Origin of the sequence: Pseudomonas sp. SbOxS1 (assembly GCF_013416725.1) — a bacterium.
In the GTDB taxonomy this organism is placed as follows: Bacteria; Pseudomonadota; Gammaproteobacteria; order Pseudomonadales; family Pseudomonadaceae; genus Aquipseudomonas.
The window spans coordinates 515,337-531,022 of the sequence record NZ_JAAVXC010000004.1 but is presented as its reverse complement, the minus strand read 5'-3'; the positions used below and the strand labels follow the sequence as shown (position 1 = coordinate 531,022).

Genomic DNA, 15,686 nt, shown 5'->3' with positions numbered 1-15,686 from the left:
ATGCGTACCTCCGTACGTGTCGCGGTCACCCTGTGCCTGGTGGTGGCGGCGATTTTTGCAGGTTTGCATTTGTGGCAGTACTACATGCTGACCCCCTGGACCCGTGACGCGCGCATCCGTGCCGACGTGGTGGTGATTTCCCCGGATGTGTCAGGCTGGGTGCGCGAGCTCAAGGCGTACGACAACCAGCAGGTGAAGGCCGGCGACCTGTTGCTGAGCATTGACCGCGACCGTTTCGAAGCCGCGCTGGAAAAGGCCCAGGCCGTGGTGCAGACCCGCCAGCAGCAACTCAGTCTACGTGAGCGCGAAGCCAGCCGACGCGCCAGCCTCGGGCCGCAGGCAATCAGTGCGGAGCTGCGGGAAAACGCGCAGATCAACGCCGGCATCGCCCGTGGCGAACTGCGCGAAGCCCAGGCCGAAGCCAAGGCCGCGCAAATCAATCTGGACCGCAGCCAGGTCCACGCCCCGCGCAACGGCCACATCACCAACCTGCGCCTGGCCCAGGGCAACTATGTGAATGCCGGGCAATCGGTGATGGCCCTTATCGATGACTCGACCTTTTATGTGCAGGCGTATTTCGAAGAAACCAAACTGCCGCGCATTCGTGTCGGCGACCCGGTGAAGGTCTGGTTGATGAGCGCCGGGGATGCCTTGCAGGGGCGGGTGGAAAGCATCAGCCGGGGGATTACCGACCGCAATACCACGCCGGATGGCCAGTTGTTGGCAGAGGTGGAGCCGACGTTCAACTGGGTTCGGCTGGCGCAACGGATTCCGGTGCGGATCAAACTCGACCACGTGCCTGAAGGGCTCAACCTGAGTGCGGGGATGACGGCGAGCGTGCAGGTGCAGGAGGGGGAACGCTGATCGTTGTGGCGAGGGGATTTATCCCCGCTCGGCTGCGAAGCAGTCGTAAATCCAGACAAATCTCTCTGTCTGACCGGACGCAAGGGGCTGCTTCGCAGCCCAACGGGGATAAATCCCCTCACCACAGAAAAACCTATCCAAAGGTTTTAGATCAGCCAATGCTGATCGGCGGCAACTCGGTCAAGGTCACCGACTGTTGCTTGCGCGGCGCCAGGATCTGCGCTTCGCCGTCCACCACCAGCTCATCGCGCTGGTTGAACACGCGAGTGGCGATGCGCACACGAAACTTCGGCAGTTTCTCGAGGATTTCCAGGCGCACCGTCAGGGTGTCGCCAATCTTCACCGGCTTCTGAAAGCTCATCTGCTGGCCGATGTAGATAGTGCCCGGCCCAGGCAGCTCGCAGGCGACCGCGGCACTGATCAGCGCACCGCTGAACATGCCGTGGGCGATACGCTCCTTGAACATGGTGCTGGCGGCGTATTCGGCGTCCAGGTGCACCGGGTTGTGATCGCCCGACATCGCGGCGAACAGCTGGATATCGCGCTCTTCGACGGTTTTGCTGAAGCTGGCGGTCTGGCCGACTTCGAGGTCTTCGTAAGGGGTGTTGGTAACCTGGGTCATGTGTCTGGATTCCTGTGACGAATTAAAAAATTCACAAAAAACTATTCGGTTCGGTGTGGTCGTGGACTGCTCAACGCCTGGTTGATCCAGGCCAACACGTCGCTCGTCACTTCATCACGGTTGATGTCGTTGAACAGTTCGTGCCGTGCCTGCGGGTAAACGGTCAGTTGCAAGCTCTGGCTGCCAGCCTCGCGCAACGCGCTGGCCAGATCCTTCAGACGCTTGCCCTCACTCACCGGATCACATTCGCCGCCAATCACCAGCAGCGGCAGGCCCGGATCGATCTGGGCGAGATTGGACGCTTTGCTGATTTGCTGCAACCCGCCGAGCAAATCGATCCACAGCTGGTTGGTACAACGAAAGCCGCACAGCGGATCGTTGGCGTACAGGTCGACTTCCACCGGGTCACGGCTGAGCCAGTCGAAGCGGGTGCGCGCCGGTTTGAATTTTTTGTTGAACGAGCCGAACGACAGCCATTCGATCAGGGCGCTACGCCCCTTGGGGCCTTGGCGCAGGCGTTCGACACGGGCGATTTGCCGGGCCGCTCGATAAAGGGCCACGGGCTGGAAGTTCGAACCGCTGAGAATGGCCCCGTGCAGGCTGGCGCTGTGATGCAGCAGATAGGCCTGGGCGATGTAGCTGCCCATGCTGTGCCCCAATAGCACGATGGGCACCCCGGGTTGCTGTTGGCCGATGTGCTGGTTGAGGCACGCCAGGTCGCCCACCACTTTGGCCCAGCCGTCACTGTCGGCGAAATGGCCGAGCGTCCCGTTTTCGGCAGTTTTGCCATGTCCGCGCTGGTCGGGTGCGTAGACGCCGTAGCCCTGTTCGCAGAGTTTTCCCGCCAGGCGCGCGTAGCGGCCGCTGTGTTCCGCCATGCCGTGAGCCAGCAAAATCACGGCCTTGAGCCCGCCAGCAGGCAGCCACTGGTTGACGAAGAGACGGCTGCGGTCACTGGTGGTCAGCCAGAACGTGTCGTGGATCATGGCGATTCCTTTCCATGCAGGGGGCGCGAGGTGGTTGCATTGTATAGCGCATAACGGCGCTGGCATCAGCCCACGCCACGGCGGGAAGATTCACACGATCAATGACGCCTTGGCCCATATTTGCCTGATTCACCATAGCTGCTAGTGTCCGTGAAGCTCCGCGTTCTGTTGTCGAGAAATGACAGACCAGCGGCCCCGGATAGGTTCAGGTAAAGAGGACAAGAACAATGCAACCTGATTTCTGGAATGACAAACGCCCGGCCGGCGTACCCCTGGACATTGATGTCGCTGAATACAAGTCGGTCATCGAGGTGTTCGAGCGTTCCTGCAAGAAGTTCGCGGATCGCCCGGCATTCAGCAACATGGGCGTCACCCTGACCTACGCCGAACTGGAACGCTACAGCGCAGCGTTCGCCGGTTACCTGCAAGCCCACACCGACCTGGTGCCGGGGGATCGCATCGCGGTGCAGATGCCTAACGTCCTGCAATACCCGATCGCCGTGTTTGGTGCCTTGCGCGCCGGGCTGATCGTGGTCAACACCAACCCGCTGTACACCGCGCGGGAGATGCGTCATCAATTCAAGGACTCCGGTGCCCGGGCACTGGTGTACCTGAACATGTTCGGGGCCAAGGTCCAGGAAGTGCTGGCGGACACCGACATCCAGTACCTGATCGAAGCGAGGATGGGCGACCTGATGCCCGCCGCCAAGGGCTGGCTGGTCAATACGCTGGTGAGCAAGGTGAAGAAAATGGTCCCGGCCTATTCCTTGCCCCAGGCCATTTCCTTCAAAAGCGCCTTGCACCAGGGCAAAGGAAAGAGCATCAAGCCACTGAACGCCGGCCTCAAGGATATCGCCGTGTTGCAGTACACCGGCGGTACCACCGGCCTGGCCAAGGGGGCGATGCTGACCCACGGCAACCTGGTGGCGAACATGCAGCAGGCGCGGGCTTGCCTCAGCCAGTTCGCGGCCGACGGACAGGCGCTGTTGCGCGAAGGCCAGGAGGTGATGATCGCACCGCTGCCGCTGTACCACATCTATGCATTCACGGCCAATTGCATGTGCATGATGGTGACCGGCAACCACAACGTGCTGATCACCAATCCGCGGGACATTGGCGGGTTCATCAAGGAGCTGAAAAACTGGCGGTTCTCGGCATTGCTGGGGCTCAACACGCTGTTTGTCGCACTGATGGACCACCCGGATTTCAAGACCCTCGACTTCTCCAGCCTCAAACTCACCAACTCCGGCGGCACCGCGCTGGTCAAGGCCACGGCCGAGCGCTGGGAGCAGTTGACCGGTTGCCGCATCACCGAAGGTTACGGCCTGACCGAAACCTCGCCGGTGGCCTGCACCAACCCGTATGGCGACCAGTCGCGCATCGGCACGGTCGGCCTGCCGGTGCCGGGGACCACGTTGAAGGTCATCAACGATGACGGTGTCGAGCAGCCGTTGGGCGAGCGGGGCGAGCTGTGCATCAAGGGCCCGCAGATCATGAAGGGCTATTGGCAGAAACCCGAGGCGACCAATGAAGTGCTGGATGCCGAGGGCTGGTTCAAGTCTGGCGACATTGCGGTGATCGACCCGGACGGCTTTGTGCGCATCGTCGATCGCAAGAAGGACATGATCATCGTCTCGGGTTTCAACGTGTACCCGAACGAAATCGAAGACGTGGTCATGGCTCACCCGAAAGTCGCCAACTGCGCGGTGATCGGTGTACCGGACGAGCGTTCAGGCGAGGCGGTGAAGTTGTTCGTGGTTGCCCGTGAGGCGGGGGTCAGCCTTGAGGAGCTGAAGGCCTACTGCAAGGAAAACTTCACGGCGTACAAAGTGCCCAAGCACATCGTCTTGCGTGAATCGTTGCCGATGACGCCGGTGGGCAAGATTTTGCGGCGGGAGTTGCGGGATATCGCATAATCGTTGAATGGCCGCGCTTCGCGCGGTTCGCGGGCAAGCCTCGCTCCTACAAGTTTGAGTCATTCACACTCCTTGTGAACGACACCAATCCTGTAGGAGCGAGGCTTGCCCGCGATGCGTTTAAGGGAAAGCCCCGAATTTCGGGGCTTTCAGCGACATATAGGTTTTTTGCTCTAAAATGACCAGCTAATGTTCTTGAGTCAAAAAAGTGACCGTAGAGGCCGCTTTTGGCTCTAGTCGACCCAATTTAAAGCTGCTACTCTCGGCGCGCTTTGTGACTTCTCGGCCTAGTAAAAAGCCAGACTCACCTATAGACAAACACCAATAATAATCGCATCAAATGCGGTGTTGAATTCGCGTTGCTGAGGAGTGGGCTTCCATGATCGAAGACTTTTGGAAGGATAAGTACCCAGCTGGAATTGCTGCCGACATCAATCCAGACGAGTACCCGAATATTCAGGCAGTGTTGAAGCAGTCCTGCCAACGCTTCGCCAACAAACCGGCTTTCAGCAACCTGGGCAGGACAATCACCTACGGTGAGCTGTACGAATTGTCCGGTGCCTTTGCCGCTTACCTGCAACAGCATACCGATTTGCAGCCGGGCGATCGAATCGCCGTGCAACTGCCGAACGTGTTGCAGTACCCGGTTGCCGTCTTCGGTGCCATCCGCGCCGGCTTGATCGTGGTCAACACCAACCCGCTATACACTGCGCGGGAGATGGAACACCAATTCAACGACTCCGGTGCCAAAGCCCTGGTTTGCCTGGCCAACATGGCACACCTGGCTGAAACCGTGGTGCCGAAAACCGGGGTCAAGCACGTGATCGTCACGGAAGTGGCGGACCTGCTGCCGCCGCTCAAGCGTCTGCTGATCAACAGCGTGATCAAGTACGTGAAGAAGATGGTGCCGGCCTATCACTTGCCCAAGGCCGTCAAGTTCAACGACGTGCTGAGCAAGGGCCATGGCCAGCCCGTGACCGAAGCCAGCCCGGCCAGCAGCGATGTGGCTGTGCTGCAATACACCGGCGGCACCACCGGCGTGGCCAAGGGCGCGATGCTGACCCACCGCAACCTGGTGGCGAACATGCTGCAGTGCAAGGCGCTGATGGGCTCCAACCTCAATGAAGGCTGCGAGATCCTGATCACGCCGCTGCCGCTGTACCACATCTATGCCTTCACCTTTCATTGCATGGCGATGATGCTGATCGGCAACCACAACATCCTGATCAGCAACCCGCGCGACCTGCCGGCGATGGTCAAGGAGTTGTCGAAGTGGAAGTTCAGCGGTTTCGTCGGCCTCAACACCCTATTCGTGGCCCTGTGCAACAACGAAGGCTTCCGCAAGCTGGATTTCTCAGGCCTGAAAGTCACCCTGTCCGGCGGCATGGCCCTGCAACTGGCGGCTGCCGAACGCTGGAAAGCGGTCACCGGTTGCGCCATCTGCGAAGGTTACGGCATGACCGAAACCAGCCCGGTGGCCACGGTCAACCCGATCCAGAACATCCAGATCGGCACCATCGGCATTCCGGTGCCGTCGACCCTGTGCAAAATCGTCAACGATGCCGGTGTCGAGCAGCCGATGGGCGAAATCGGCGAGCTGTGTGTGAAAGGTCCACAGGTGATGAAGGGCTACTGGCAACGCCAGGAAGCCACCGATGAAATCCTCGACAGCGAAGGCTGGTTGAAGACCGGCGACATCGCGCTGATCCAGCCCGATGGCTACATGCGCATTGTCGATCGCAAGAAAGACATGATCCTGGTGTCCGGTTTCAACGTGTACCCGAACGAGCTCGAAGACGTGCTGGCGACCCTGCCGGGCGTGCTGCAATGCGCAGCCATCGGTGTGCCGGACGAGAAGTCGGGCGAGGCGATCAAGATCTTTATCGTCGCCAAGCCGGGCGTGACCCTGACCAAGGAAACGGTGATGGAGCATATGCGTGCCAACGTCACTGGCTACAAGGTTCCGAAAGCCGTGGAATTCCGCGATGCGCTGCCGACCACCAACGTCGGCAAGATCCTGCGTCGTGAACTGCGTGATGAAGAGCTGAAGAAGATCAACGCGAAGAAAACCGCCGCGTAACAAAAAAAGCCCCGCAGATGCGGGGCTTTTTGTTTGTGCTCAATTGATCGTTCCCACGCTCTGCGTGGTAACGCATCCCGGGACGCTCTGCGTCCCAGCATCGGACGCGGAGCGTCCGGGGCGGCATTCCCACGCAGAGCGTGGGAACGATCAGTGCAGAGAGCGGGTGTTACTGGCGGAACGGTGCGAAATTGACGTTGGTGCCCGCCGGGCGCATGTCCTGCAGGAACGAGTCCTTGTCGGCGCTCAGTTCCAGGCTCAGGGCTGCCTTGCGCTTGCCTTCGTTGCGTACCACCAGGCCTTCGAGCTTCTCGCGCAGGAACACCGTCGGCACTTTCAGGTGCAGCAGTTCGTCGGTGTCCGGGGTGTGCATCAGCAGGTGAATCCACTCGTACTGACCAATCGCCAGGCGCGACACCGGGATGTCGAACCACCAGATGTTGCGGTTGCGGTTCAATTCGGTGAAGTGGCAATTGTTGACGCCAAGCACAGCACCGCCGAGTTCCTGATTTCTGCGGGCAATGGCCTGCTTTTTATCGAGTTTCATAACATTCCTACAAAATTGGATCTTCAGCCCCAGGGCCTGAATACGTTGCGCATTCTCGAGGGTTGCCGGGCAAACATAAAGCCCAACCTGCATTGAACGATGAAATGTCGCCGGAAAATAAATGAAACTCCCTGCAAACGCCCCCGGTCAACCTTGTGTAACCACTTTTTCTCATTGAGATGTTCACAGGAGAAACACCATGGGCAGCACAAGCGATAAAGTCAAAGGCATGGCCAACGAAGCCGCTGGTAACGTCAAGCAAGGCGTGGGCAAGGCCACCAATAACCCCAACCTGCAAGCGGAAGGCAAGGCTCAGGAAAGGAAAGGCGAAGCTCAGCAAGCCATCGGCAAAGCCAAGGATGCGATCAAGAAAGGTGTCGACAACGCGTGAAACGGCCCTTTGTGAGCGTATGGAACGGCCATCCACGGATGGCCGTTTTTGTGTCAGCCTGAACTTGATCGACGAAACTGTTTCAAAGTCGCCAGGTAGGCTACTTTGATCAATGAAAACGGTCCCTGAGTCGCCACGACTTCAACCCAATCCTGTATGCGGCGAATGGAGACGCGAATGATTTTCCCGGACATGAGAGGCCTGCCACTGCACCGTGTGATGATGCGCACGGTCACCGAGTTCGTCGACGACGAAATGTCGACGTATGCCTCGGCGCTGGCCTATCAAATGCTGTTTTCGCTGTTTCCTTTCATACTGTTCCTGATTGCCCTGATCGGCTTCCTGCATCTGCCGGACTTCTTTTCCTGGTTGCGCCTGCAATCGGAGCTGGTATTGCCACCCCAGGCGCTGGAGCAGGTGAACCCGGTAATCGACCAGCTCCAGCAATCCAAGGGTGGCCTGCTGTCGGTGGGTATCGTGATTGCCCTGTGGACCGCGTCGGCCGGTGTGCGCTTGATGATGAGCGCGATGAACGCCGCCTACGATGTGGTTGAAGGCCGACCGGCGTGGAAGCGCTTTCCTTTGTCGATCATCTACACCGTGGGCATCGCCGGGATGCTGCTTATCGCTGCCGCCCTGATGGTGCTCGGGCCGCAGGTGATGAGCTGGATCGCGGCGCAAGTCGGTCTGGAGTACTTCATTGTCACGTTATGGAGCATTGCGCGCTGGCCGGTGATCGTGATCCTTTTGATGGTCGCCGTCGCGTTGATCTACTACGTCATGCCCGACGTCAAACAGGAATTTCGCTTCATCACGCCAGGTTCGGTGCTGTCGGTGGTGGTGTGGATCATCGCGTCCCTGGGCTTCGGTTTGTACGTCAAGGAGTTCGCCAACTACAACGCCATGTATGGCAGTATCGGTGCGATCATCGTGCTGTTGCTGTACTTCTACATATCCGCCGCGGTGTTGTTGTTGGGCGCGGAGATGAATGCGGTGATCGAGCACATGTCGCGAGAGGGCAAGGACCCTGGCGAGAAGGTGGCCGGCGAGCATGGTCCTGTCCACGAGGAAAAACACCACGTGTCCGGCCTGGGCCGCGATCACTCACAACCCAAACCGACCATTGACGAAACCTGACCATGATCCGTGAAATCCTGAAAATGGGCGATGAACGCCTGCTGCGCATTGCCCCGCCAGTGCCGGCCGAGATGTTCGACAGCCCCGAGTTGTGGCAACTGATCGACGACATGTTCCAGACCATGGAAAGCGTCGGAGGGGTTGGGCTGGCCGCGCCGCAGATCGGCGTCGACCTGCAACTGGTGATCTTCGGCTTCGAGCACAGCGAGCGTTACCCGGACGCCGAAGCGGTGCCGCAGACCATTCTGATCAATCCGCTGATCACGCCGCTGAGCCCGACCCTGGAAGAGGGTTTCGAAGGGTGCCTGTCGGTGCCTGGCCTGCGCGGCGCGGTGGATCGATATCAACACATCCGCTACGAAGGTTTCGACCCCAAGGGTGAGCCGATCGTGCGCATCGCTTCGGGGTTTCACGCGCGGGTGGTGCAGCATGAGTGCGACCACCTGATCGGTCGGTTGTACCCGTCGCGCATCAGCGATTTCAGCAAGTTCGGGTTTACCGAGGTGATGTTCCCGGACCTTGATCCCAACGCAGACGACTGACCTGTTCTACGGCGCCAGGCCCATGGCAATCATCGGCTTGCTGCGGGCGTAGCGACTCAGGCGCTCGACCATGGCGTAAGGCATCGGCGGATCGAAGGTAAAGCCGCGACGTTGATAAAAATCACGCAAGTCCGGATGGCAGAACAGCCATACCGGGCTTTCAATGTTTCGGGTGGCGGCGGCAATCAACGCCGCGGCGACACCCTGTTCGCGGCAAGCCGGGTCGACAAACAGCCCGGTCAACCAATGCCCGCCGGACACCGGCCGCAAACACAGCGCTGCGACGATCTCGTCGCGCCGCGCCACCCACAATTGTGCGTCGCGCACCGCCTTCATAGACGATTGGTGGGCGCGATAAAACTTGTTCATCAGCGGCCATAATGGCTCTTCGAGCCGGGTGTACTGGGTATCGGGCATGGTCTTGGACTGTCGGTGCGCAAAGCTTGGGATTATAAAAGAACACGTCGGCTGCGATAGGTGTATACCTGATCTCACATCCCCTGTCCGTGGAGTACGCATCATGTCCAAAGGTATGGATTCGAAGAAAGCAGCGAAGAAAAAACCGCTGAAAACCGCCATCGAAAAGCGCACGGAAAAGAAAGCCAAGAAGGTGGGCGTGTTCGGTCATTGAACCCGCGCGGGTGATCGCTCCCATGCATCATGGGAGCGATCCTTTTGAAAGCAACTGCAAGCCATTAAATTCTGCACGAGAAAAGTCTGCATGGAGCTGAAGACCAACGCGGCGCTCATCATCATCGATCAACAGAAAGGCATCCTGCACCCCAAACTCGGGTTGCGGAACAATCCCCAGGCCGAGGAGCGCATGCTGGAACTGCTGGGCCATTGGCGCCATAGCGCTCGGCCGGTGATCCACGTGCAGCATCTGTCCCGCTCAGAGGATTCAGTATTCTGGCCCGGGCAGTCCGGGGTGGAATTTCAGGAGCGATTCCTGCCTGCGCCTGGCGAACGACACATTCAAAAACAGGTACCGGACGCGTTTTGTTCGACGGGGCTGGAAGCCGTTTTGCGCGAGGCGGGGATCGAGCAACTGGTCATCGTTGGCGTGGCGACCCACAACTCGGTGGAGTCCACGGCGCGCACGGCAGGCAACCTGGGGTTTGATACCTGGGTGGTGGAGGATGGCTGCTTTACCTTCGACAAGGCCGATTTTTTCGGCAATGCCCATTCAGCCGAAGAGGTCCATGGGATGTCGCTGGGGAACTTGCATGGCGAGTACGCCACGGTCACCAGCACCGCGCATATCCTGGAAGCGGTTGAAACCCTGTAGGAGCCGGCTTGCCGGCGAAGGCGGCCAACCTGATACACCGCAGCCCCTACAGAGACAGGGGTTCAGCCGATCAAGCGCCGTGGCACTTCTTGAACTTCTTGCCGTTGCCGCATGGGCAAGGATCGTTGCGGCCGACGTCTTTCAAGGCGTTGCGCACCGGTTCCTGGTGGGCGTGGCCGCAGTTCGGGCCGTGGACATGGCCATGGTCGTGATCATGCTGGTGATGGTCATGATCGTGGTTGCAGTCTGGGCCATGAACATGGGGTTGCTGGGTCATCGAGGTTGCTCCGGAATTAGATCGGCGGGGATTATCACGCCATTACGCGCCAGGTGCACGTAGTGAGCGATGAATAAACCGGTTTCCATCTCACCTTCCAGACGATAGGGAACGGCCTGCTCTGGGTTTTTCAGCTGTTTGACCAGGTCCTTGACCTTGGGCCACAGGTTGGTGCGAATTGGCACCTTGTAAAAGCGGCTGCTCCTGGGGTTAACGGAGATCCAGTGCTCATGCTCGCCTTCGGCCAACAGGATGTCGCCCAGGTGGATGCGATACTCCAGGCCACGCACGGTCAACTCGCTGTCGCGGCGATTGTCGATACGAAAGTGCAGGACAAACCGTTGCTCCATCAACTTGGCCCGCACGACTTCGACCCTGACCAGATGCACCTCCGGGTCTGGCTCATCGGTACTGAACCAGGATGCGCAGCCGCCGAGCCCCAGGCAAAGAGCCAGAGTGAGCAGTAAGCATGCGAGTCGCCGGGTGATCATGGTCGTTTCTCTCCCTTGAACCTGTAGGAGCTGCGATGCGGCGATCCGACTTGCCAGCGAAAGCGGTGTATCTGACACACCGCGTCGTATGGTTCGCCGGCAAGCCGGCTCCTACAGTCCGGGGTCAGCTACCGAAATACCCCGAACAGCACTTCTTGAACTTATGCCCGCTGGCGCAAGGGCAGGCGTCGTTGCGCCCGACGTCCAGTTGCACGGTAGGGTCGATGAAGTACCAGCGTCCGGCGTTCTGCACGAACGAGGAGCGTTCGCGATGGCTGTGCTCGCCGCTGCCGTCGTGCCAGCGTGCGGTGAACGTGACAAAGGCATGCTCCGGCTGGCCGCCGAGCACTTCGGAACTCTCGACTTCAAGGCCCAGCCAGGTGCTCTGGGCACTCCAGTCGGTGATCGATTGACGATCGAGCCCGCTCTGCTGGGCGGGCAGGGTGGTTGCCACCAGGTAATCGATCAGGCCCAGCACATAGGCGCTATAGCGCGAGCGCATCAGGGCTTCGGCGCAGGGTGCCGGGTGCCCGGCATGGTAATGGCCGCAGCAGGCATCGAGCAGGGTGCCGCTGCCGCAAGGGCAAATGGATGTACTCATTGCGTTACCACCAGTATTTCCCGAAATTTTCCGGATTGGCCCAGAACCGTGAGTTGAGCCAGTCGGGTACTTGTTTGTATTCAAGCAGATCATAGGTGAACAGGGTCAGCACCTGTTCGTCACGCTGGAAGCGTTCACTGGCTTGCAGCGCCAGGGAGAAAAAATCCGTTTCCTGCCAGCCGCTCGCCGGCAGGTCGGCCAGCACCGCGATGCGGCTGGCGTTGAGGTTGCGAATGCCACCGAGCAGGTTCAGGCCATCACGCTTGGGCAAATGTTCGAGGCAGTCGACCACCAGCGCCAGATCGAAACGGCGCGCCTCCAGCTCGGCGGGCAAAGGCCCGGGCGCCGCATGCGCCACGTTGCTGTCCGGGTGCGCAAGCTTGAAGGCCTCGAGCGCGGGGAACTCGCTGGCGCCAATCAACAACAGGCGCGCAGGGGCATAACGGTCCAGCAAAGCGGCCAGCGCCTGCTGTGGCGTGCGTGAAGAAATACCTGCAATCATCGAAGATCCTCAATCAGATTTGCCAAGACTAGCCTGCCCGCTTGTTCGATCCTAGAGCGGCTTCGATGGAAAAGTCACGATCGCCTGTGAACACGGGACAAAACTGCTATGGCCTATTGCTGGCGGAGATTAAAACTCCGGTCTTTACTCCCTGAATCGGTTCTAAGCCGATCCTTCAGGAGAAAACTAGATGAGCATAGTTCGGACAGCATTACCCCTGGTTCTGCTAACCAGTGTGTTGACTGGTTGCGCAGGTTTGCAGAAAACCGACTGGCCGACCTGTGCCGCGGTCGGTGGTGTCGTAGGTGCGGGTCTCGGTGCAACCGAGAGTTCATCATGGGCCGGTTATGGCGCGTTGGTAGTCGGTGCTACGGCGGCAGCCTATTGCTGGGTTCACGGTGATGGTGACGAAGATGGCGATGGTGTGCTCGATAGCCGCGACAAGTGCCCAGGCACGCCAAGAGGCGTGAAGGTCGATGCCGATGGCTGCCCACCACCAGCGCCTGCTCCAGTGGTTGAAGAGGTCGTGGTGGTCAAGGAAGAAACCATCGTGATTCGCGATGTCAACTTCCAGTTCGACTCGGCCAAGCTGACAGCCGCCGATAAAGACAAGCTCAACACCATTGCCACTCGCCTGAAACAGGAAGCAGCCAGCGCCCGACTGACCGTGACCGGTCACACCGACAGCGTGGGCAGCGATGCCTACAACCAGAAACTGTCGGATCGCCGCGCGCATTCGGTGGTGGAATATCTGATCGAAAGCGGTGTGCCTCGCAGCAGCTTCGTGTCGGTCAGCGGGGCTGGTGAAAGCCAGCCGGTTGCCGACAACAAAACCGCTGACGGCCGCGCGATGAACCGTCGCACGGAAATCAAAATCAACCGCTAGACCCCTCGCATCCACGGCTTGTGCAGTCGTGGATGCGGGTCTTTACTCCTGTGTAACCGGCATCGGCCGGTGACACAGGAGCTTTCAAAAATGAGCATTCTCACACGGACCGTCTTGCCGGTTCTGCTGCTTGGCAGCCTGTTGACCGGTTGCGCTACTCACAGCGATGGCACCGCCCCCCTCAATCAACGTACCTGGCCGATCTGCAGCCTTCTTGGCGGACTCGTCGGCGGAGGTCTGGGCGCTATCGAAAGTGGCGGTTGGGCGGCCGGTGGAGCGGCGCTCGGGATCTTGGGCGGTGGCTTGATCTGTTATGCCCAGGATGGCGACGAAGACGACGATGGCGTGTTCGACCGTCGCGATCGCTGCCCTGACACGCCGGCCAATACACCCGTGGAACATCATGGCTGCCCGCTGCCGCAATACCCGGACAGCGTGAAGGCTGAACCTGTGCAAGCCGAAGTCATTACCCTGAGCGATGCCGATGACGTGCTGTTTGCCTTCAATAGCGCTGACTTGACCCCCAGCATGCAAAGCAAGCTGGACTCGGTCATGGGCAAACTGCAGGACCCCAGCGTCGCGAGCATCAAGGTGGTCGGCCACACCGACAGCGTCGGATCGGATGAGTACAACCAGGAGCTGTCGCAAAGACGTGCCAGCAGTGTCGCCGACTATCTGCTCAGCCAGCACGTTGCGCCCGATAAAGTCACCAGCGAAGGCAAAGGCGAAAGCGAGCCTGTGGCCGATAATGAAACCGAAGAAGGCCGTGCGAAAAATCGCCGCGTGGAATTGCACATCAATCGCTGAGCCGCGCAATAGAGCCGTCGGGCGATGATTTACGTCGTTCCGTCGGCCATTTTCCATCTTCCTCAGGAATTTTCGCTTGCCCTCTGGCTTATCCCGCGTGGAAGCCGTTACTGTGCGAGCAAATAATAATTCTCATCGGGGGCGGTTATGAAGGTGATATGGGGGCTGGGGAAGCTGTTGACCCTGGTGTTCTGGTTGGTGGTGCTGGTCAATCTGCTCACGCCGTTCATCTATCCGTTGCACCAGCTGGCCAACCTGGCCGGCTGCCTGCTGGCGGGGCTTCATCTGCTGGAGGCGATGTTTTGCTACCGCAGCCTCAGGGGCCGTGCCCACCCTTGGCTCGATCGCTTGAAAGTGCTCATTTTCGGTGTTTTCCACCTGCAAACCATCCCCGCTCCCACCGCACCTAAGGCTTCCCATGCGTAAACTCTGTCTGCTCGCCGCCCTCATCAGTCCATTGGCTTGCGCCCAGGTGGTGAGTGTCGAAACCAACTCGCTGATGCGCCTGCCCAACACCGCCAGCACCTTGCAACTGGAACGCCTGGAAGTGGCCGACTACGGCACTTTGCTGATTCCTTCGAACGTGACCGAAGTCAGCGTCGGTGAACTGCACCTGGGCCGCGAGGCGCGGATTACCATTGTGCCCGGCGAGCAGGCTCTGGAGTTGAAGGTCAACCGTGCTGACCTGTCCGAGGGCAGCCAGATCACCGCGCGCGGCGCACCGGGGACCTATCAGAAGGCTGCCCGCTCCGGGCGCAACCTGAACATGCAGATCAAGGCACTGAAGGCACCGCAACTGCTGGTGGATGCTCGTGGTGGCGCCGGTGCACCGGGCTTTGTCGGTCTTGACGGGGCCAACGGCCAGGCACCGGGTTGCGCCTGGGGCCAGGCGGGTCGCGGTGCCGACGGCAGCGATGGCAGCAATGGCCAGGCCGGTGCGCCTGGCGCGGCGGTCAGGCTGGCCGTGCCGCGTGATTACCCGGCTGACAATATCAAGGTTCAAGTGGCCGGCGGTGCCGGTGGCGTGGCCGGACCTGGCGGCAAGCCGGGGGCGGGCGGAAAGGCCAAGGGCTGTTTCGTCTACAAGGCTGATGGTGGCAAGAGTGGCAAGCCTGGCGTAGACGGGCAGCCGGGAGTGGAGGGGGCCGCGGGTTCGGTGACTGTGCAGCGGTTGTAATCCCCCAGACTGATCGTTCCCACGCAGAGCGTGGGAACGATCACATCGTCGGCCTAACCGCCGCAATCGCCACCAACACCAGGCCAACGATCAGATTGATCCCCACCAACCGGCGAATCCTCCCCAGCACCGCAGCCCCCGCCGGCCAATCCTGGGCCGTTACCGCGGCGCGCAACTCCGGCAACATCAACGCCTGGATCCGGATAAACAGCGCGGTCATCACCACATACAACCCCATCATCACCTGCACGTAACGCGGCGCGGTTTCAAAACCGCTGTATTGCAGATGAATCATGCCAACGCCACTGATCGGCAACAGCGCCACCGCGACCCACACCCAACGAAAAAAGCCCTGAAACACTTCTACCCACAGCTTCAGCCGGGCAGGGCCCTCCAGTGCCTTCAAGGCCGCGGGGCGCAAGACCATCCAGGCGAAAAACATGCCGCCGACCCAGACCAGGGCCGCCAGTACATGCAGGCTATAAATGAGGCTAAAGGGTGTCATTGGGTTACTCCGTTCTGCGCGGGATTCATTAGCGGGGTATGATAGCGGCCGAACCGAACTACTGAAA

General features: G+C 59.8%; 20 protein-coding genes. 11 read left to right on the top strand and 9 right to left on the bottom strand.

Annotated features, from left to right (window positions below):
• Complete coding sequence (locus HFK74_RS08755; protein WP_180203159.1) at positions 1-864, top strand: HlyD family secretion protein; 864 nt, start codon at positions 1-3, stop codon at positions 862-864.
• 151 nt (positions 865-1,015) lie between these two features.
• On the opposite strand, the gene HFK74_RS08750 is transcribed toward HFK74_RS08755, so the two are convergent.
• Positions 1,016-1,486: a MaoC family dehydratase gene (locus HFK74_RS08750; protein WP_008056792.1), complete on the bottom strand. Its 471-nt coding sequence runs from the start codon at positions 1,484-1,486 to the stop codon at positions 1,016-1,018.
• A 41-nt stretch (positions 1,487-1,527) separates the two neighbouring features.
• Positions 1,528-2,472, bottom strand: coding sequence for an alpha/beta hydrolase (locus HFK74_RS08745; protein WP_180203158.1), 945 nt, complete (start codon positions 2,470-2,472; stop codon positions 1,528-1,530).
• A gap of 227 nt (positions 2,473-2,699) precedes the next feature.
• On the opposite strand from HFK74_RS08745, the gene fadD2 reads away from it, so the two are divergent.
• Positions 2,700-4,388, top strand: a complete 1,689-nt coding sequence (fadD2, locus tag HFK74_RS08740) for a long-chain-fatty-acid--CoA ligase FadD2 (RefSeq protein WP_180203157.1) — start codon at positions 2,700-2,702, stop codon at positions 4,386-4,388.
• Positions 4,389-4,767: 379 nt separating this feature from the next.
• Complete coding sequence (fadD1, locus tag HFK74_RS08735; protein ID WP_180203156.1) at positions 4,768-6,468, top strand: long-chain-fatty-acid--CoA ligase FadD1; 1,701 nt, start codon at positions 4,768-4,770, stop codon at positions 6,466-6,468.
• A gap of 169 nt (positions 6,469-6,637) precedes the next feature.
• Here fadD1 and HFK74_RS08730 read toward each other — a convergent pair whose 3' ends face one another.
• Positions 6,638-7,015 carry a hypothetical protein gene (locus tag HFK74_RS08730; protein ID WP_180203155.1) on the bottom strand — a complete coding sequence of 126 codons (378 nt, stop codon included), beginning with the start codon at positions 7,013-7,015 and terminating at the stop codon, positions 6,638-6,640.
• A gap of 199 nt (positions 7,016-7,214) precedes the next feature.
• Between HFK74_RS08730 and HFK74_RS08725 the strand changes: the two genes are divergently transcribed.
• The 3 genes from HFK74_RS08725 to def all read left to right on the top strand — a co-directional run bounded on the left by HFK74_RS08725 (position 7,215) and on the right by def (position 9,085).
• Positions 7,215-7,406: a CsbD family protein gene (locus HFK74_RS08725; protein WP_180203154.1), complete on the top strand. Its 192-nt coding sequence runs from the start codon at positions 7,215-7,217 to the stop codon at positions 7,404-7,406.
• 177 nt (positions 7,407-7,583) lie between these two features.
• A complete protein-coding gene (locus tag HFK74_RS08720) occupies positions 7,584-8,543 on the top strand; it encodes a YihY/virulence factor BrkB family protein (RefSeq protein ID WP_180203153.1) in 960 nt (319 codons plus the stop codon).
• A 2-nt stretch (positions 8,544-8,545) separates the two neighbouring features.
• The gene (def, locus tag HFK74_RS08715; RefSeq protein WP_130210077.1) at positions 8,546-9,085 is read left to right on the top strand and encodes a peptide deformylase; all 540 of its coding nucleotides are present in this window, start codon (positions 8,546-8,548) and stop codon (positions 9,083-9,085) included.
• A gap of 6 nt (positions 9,086-9,091) precedes the next feature.
• Here the strand turns inward: def and HFK74_RS08710 are convergent, their stop codons facing one another.
• Positions 9,092-9,502, bottom strand: coding sequence for a GNAT family N-acetyltransferase (locus HFK74_RS08710; RefSeq protein ID WP_180203152.1), 411 nt, complete (start codon positions 9,500-9,502; stop codon positions 9,092-9,094).
• 304 nt (positions 9,503-9,806) lie between these two features.
• On the opposite strand from HFK74_RS08710, the gene HFK74_RS08705 reads away from it, so the two are divergent.
• Positions 9,807-10,373 carry a cysteine hydrolase family protein gene (locus tag HFK74_RS08705; protein WP_180203151.1) on the top strand — a complete coding sequence of 189 codons (567 nt, stop codon included), beginning with the start codon at positions 9,807-9,809 and terminating at the stop codon, positions 10,371-10,373.
• A 70-nt stretch (positions 10,374-10,443) separates the two neighbouring features.
• Here the strand turns inward: HFK74_RS08705 and HFK74_RS08700 are convergent, their stop codons facing one another.
• From HFK74_RS08700 to HFK74_RS08685, 4 genes are all read right to left on the bottom strand, one after another.
• Positions 10,444-10,650 carry an SEC-C metal-binding domain-containing protein gene (locus HFK74_RS08700; RefSeq protein ID WP_008056806.1) on the bottom strand — a complete coding sequence of 69 codons (207 nt, stop codon included), beginning with the start codon at positions 10,648-10,650 and terminating at the stop codon, positions 10,444-10,446.
• Complete coding sequence (locus HFK74_RS08695; protein WP_180203150.1) at positions 10,647-11,141, bottom strand: LEA type 2 family protein; 495 nt, start codon at positions 11,139-11,141, stop codon at positions 10,647-10,649. The genes HFK74_RS08700 and HFK74_RS08695 overlap by 4 nt, the downstream gene beginning before the upstream one ends.
• 124 nt (positions 11,142-11,265) lie before the next feature.
• Entirely contained in the window at positions 11,266-11,742 is a 477-nt protein-coding gene (locus HFK74_RS08690) for a YchJ family protein (RefSeq protein ID WP_180203149.1), read from the bottom strand.
• Positions 11,743-11,746: 4 nt separating this feature from the next.
• On the bottom strand, positions 11,747-12,244 hold the full coding sequence (locus HFK74_RS08685; RefSeq protein WP_180203148.1) for a DUF6231 family protein: 498 nt from the start codon (positions 12,242-12,244) through the stop codon (positions 11,747-11,749).
• A gap of 190 nt (positions 12,245-12,434) precedes the next feature.
• Between HFK74_RS08685 and HFK74_RS08680 the strand changes: the two genes are divergently transcribed.
• The 4 genes from HFK74_RS08680 (at position 12,435) to HFK74_RS08665 (ending at position 15,114) form a co-directional block, all read left to right on the top strand.
• Complete coding sequence (locus HFK74_RS08680) at positions 12,435-13,130, top strand: OmpA family protein (RefSeq protein WP_180203147.1); 696 nt, start codon at positions 12,435-12,437, stop codon at positions 13,128-13,130.
• A gap of 90 nt (positions 13,131-13,220) precedes the next feature.
• Positions 13,221-13,937, top strand: coding sequence for an OmpA family protein (locus HFK74_RS08675; RefSeq protein WP_180203146.1), 717 nt, complete (start codon positions 13,221-13,223; stop codon positions 13,935-13,937).
• Between the two features lie 147 nt (positions 13,938-14,084).
• Positions 14,085-14,363: a DUF1145 domain-containing protein gene (locus HFK74_RS08670; RefSeq protein WP_180203145.1), complete on the top strand. Its 279-nt coding sequence runs from the start codon at positions 14,085-14,087 to the stop codon at positions 14,361-14,363.
• Positions 14,356-15,114 (top strand): collagen-like protein, encoded by a 759-nt coding sequence (locus tag HFK74_RS08665; protein WP_180203144.1) that lies wholly within the window; start codon positions 14,356-14,358, stop codon positions 15,112-15,114. The genes HFK74_RS08670 and HFK74_RS08665 overlap by 8 nt, the downstream gene beginning before the upstream one ends.
• Positions 15,115-15,154: 40 nt before the next feature.
• Here the strand turns inward: HFK74_RS08665 and HFK74_RS08660 are convergent, their stop codons facing one another.
• Positions 15,155-15,619: a CopD family protein gene (locus tag HFK74_RS08660; protein ID WP_180203143.1), complete on the bottom strand. Its 465-nt coding sequence runs from the start codon at positions 15,617-15,619 to the stop codon at positions 15,155-15,157.
• Between the last annotated feature and the right edge of the window lie 67 nt (positions 15,620-15,686).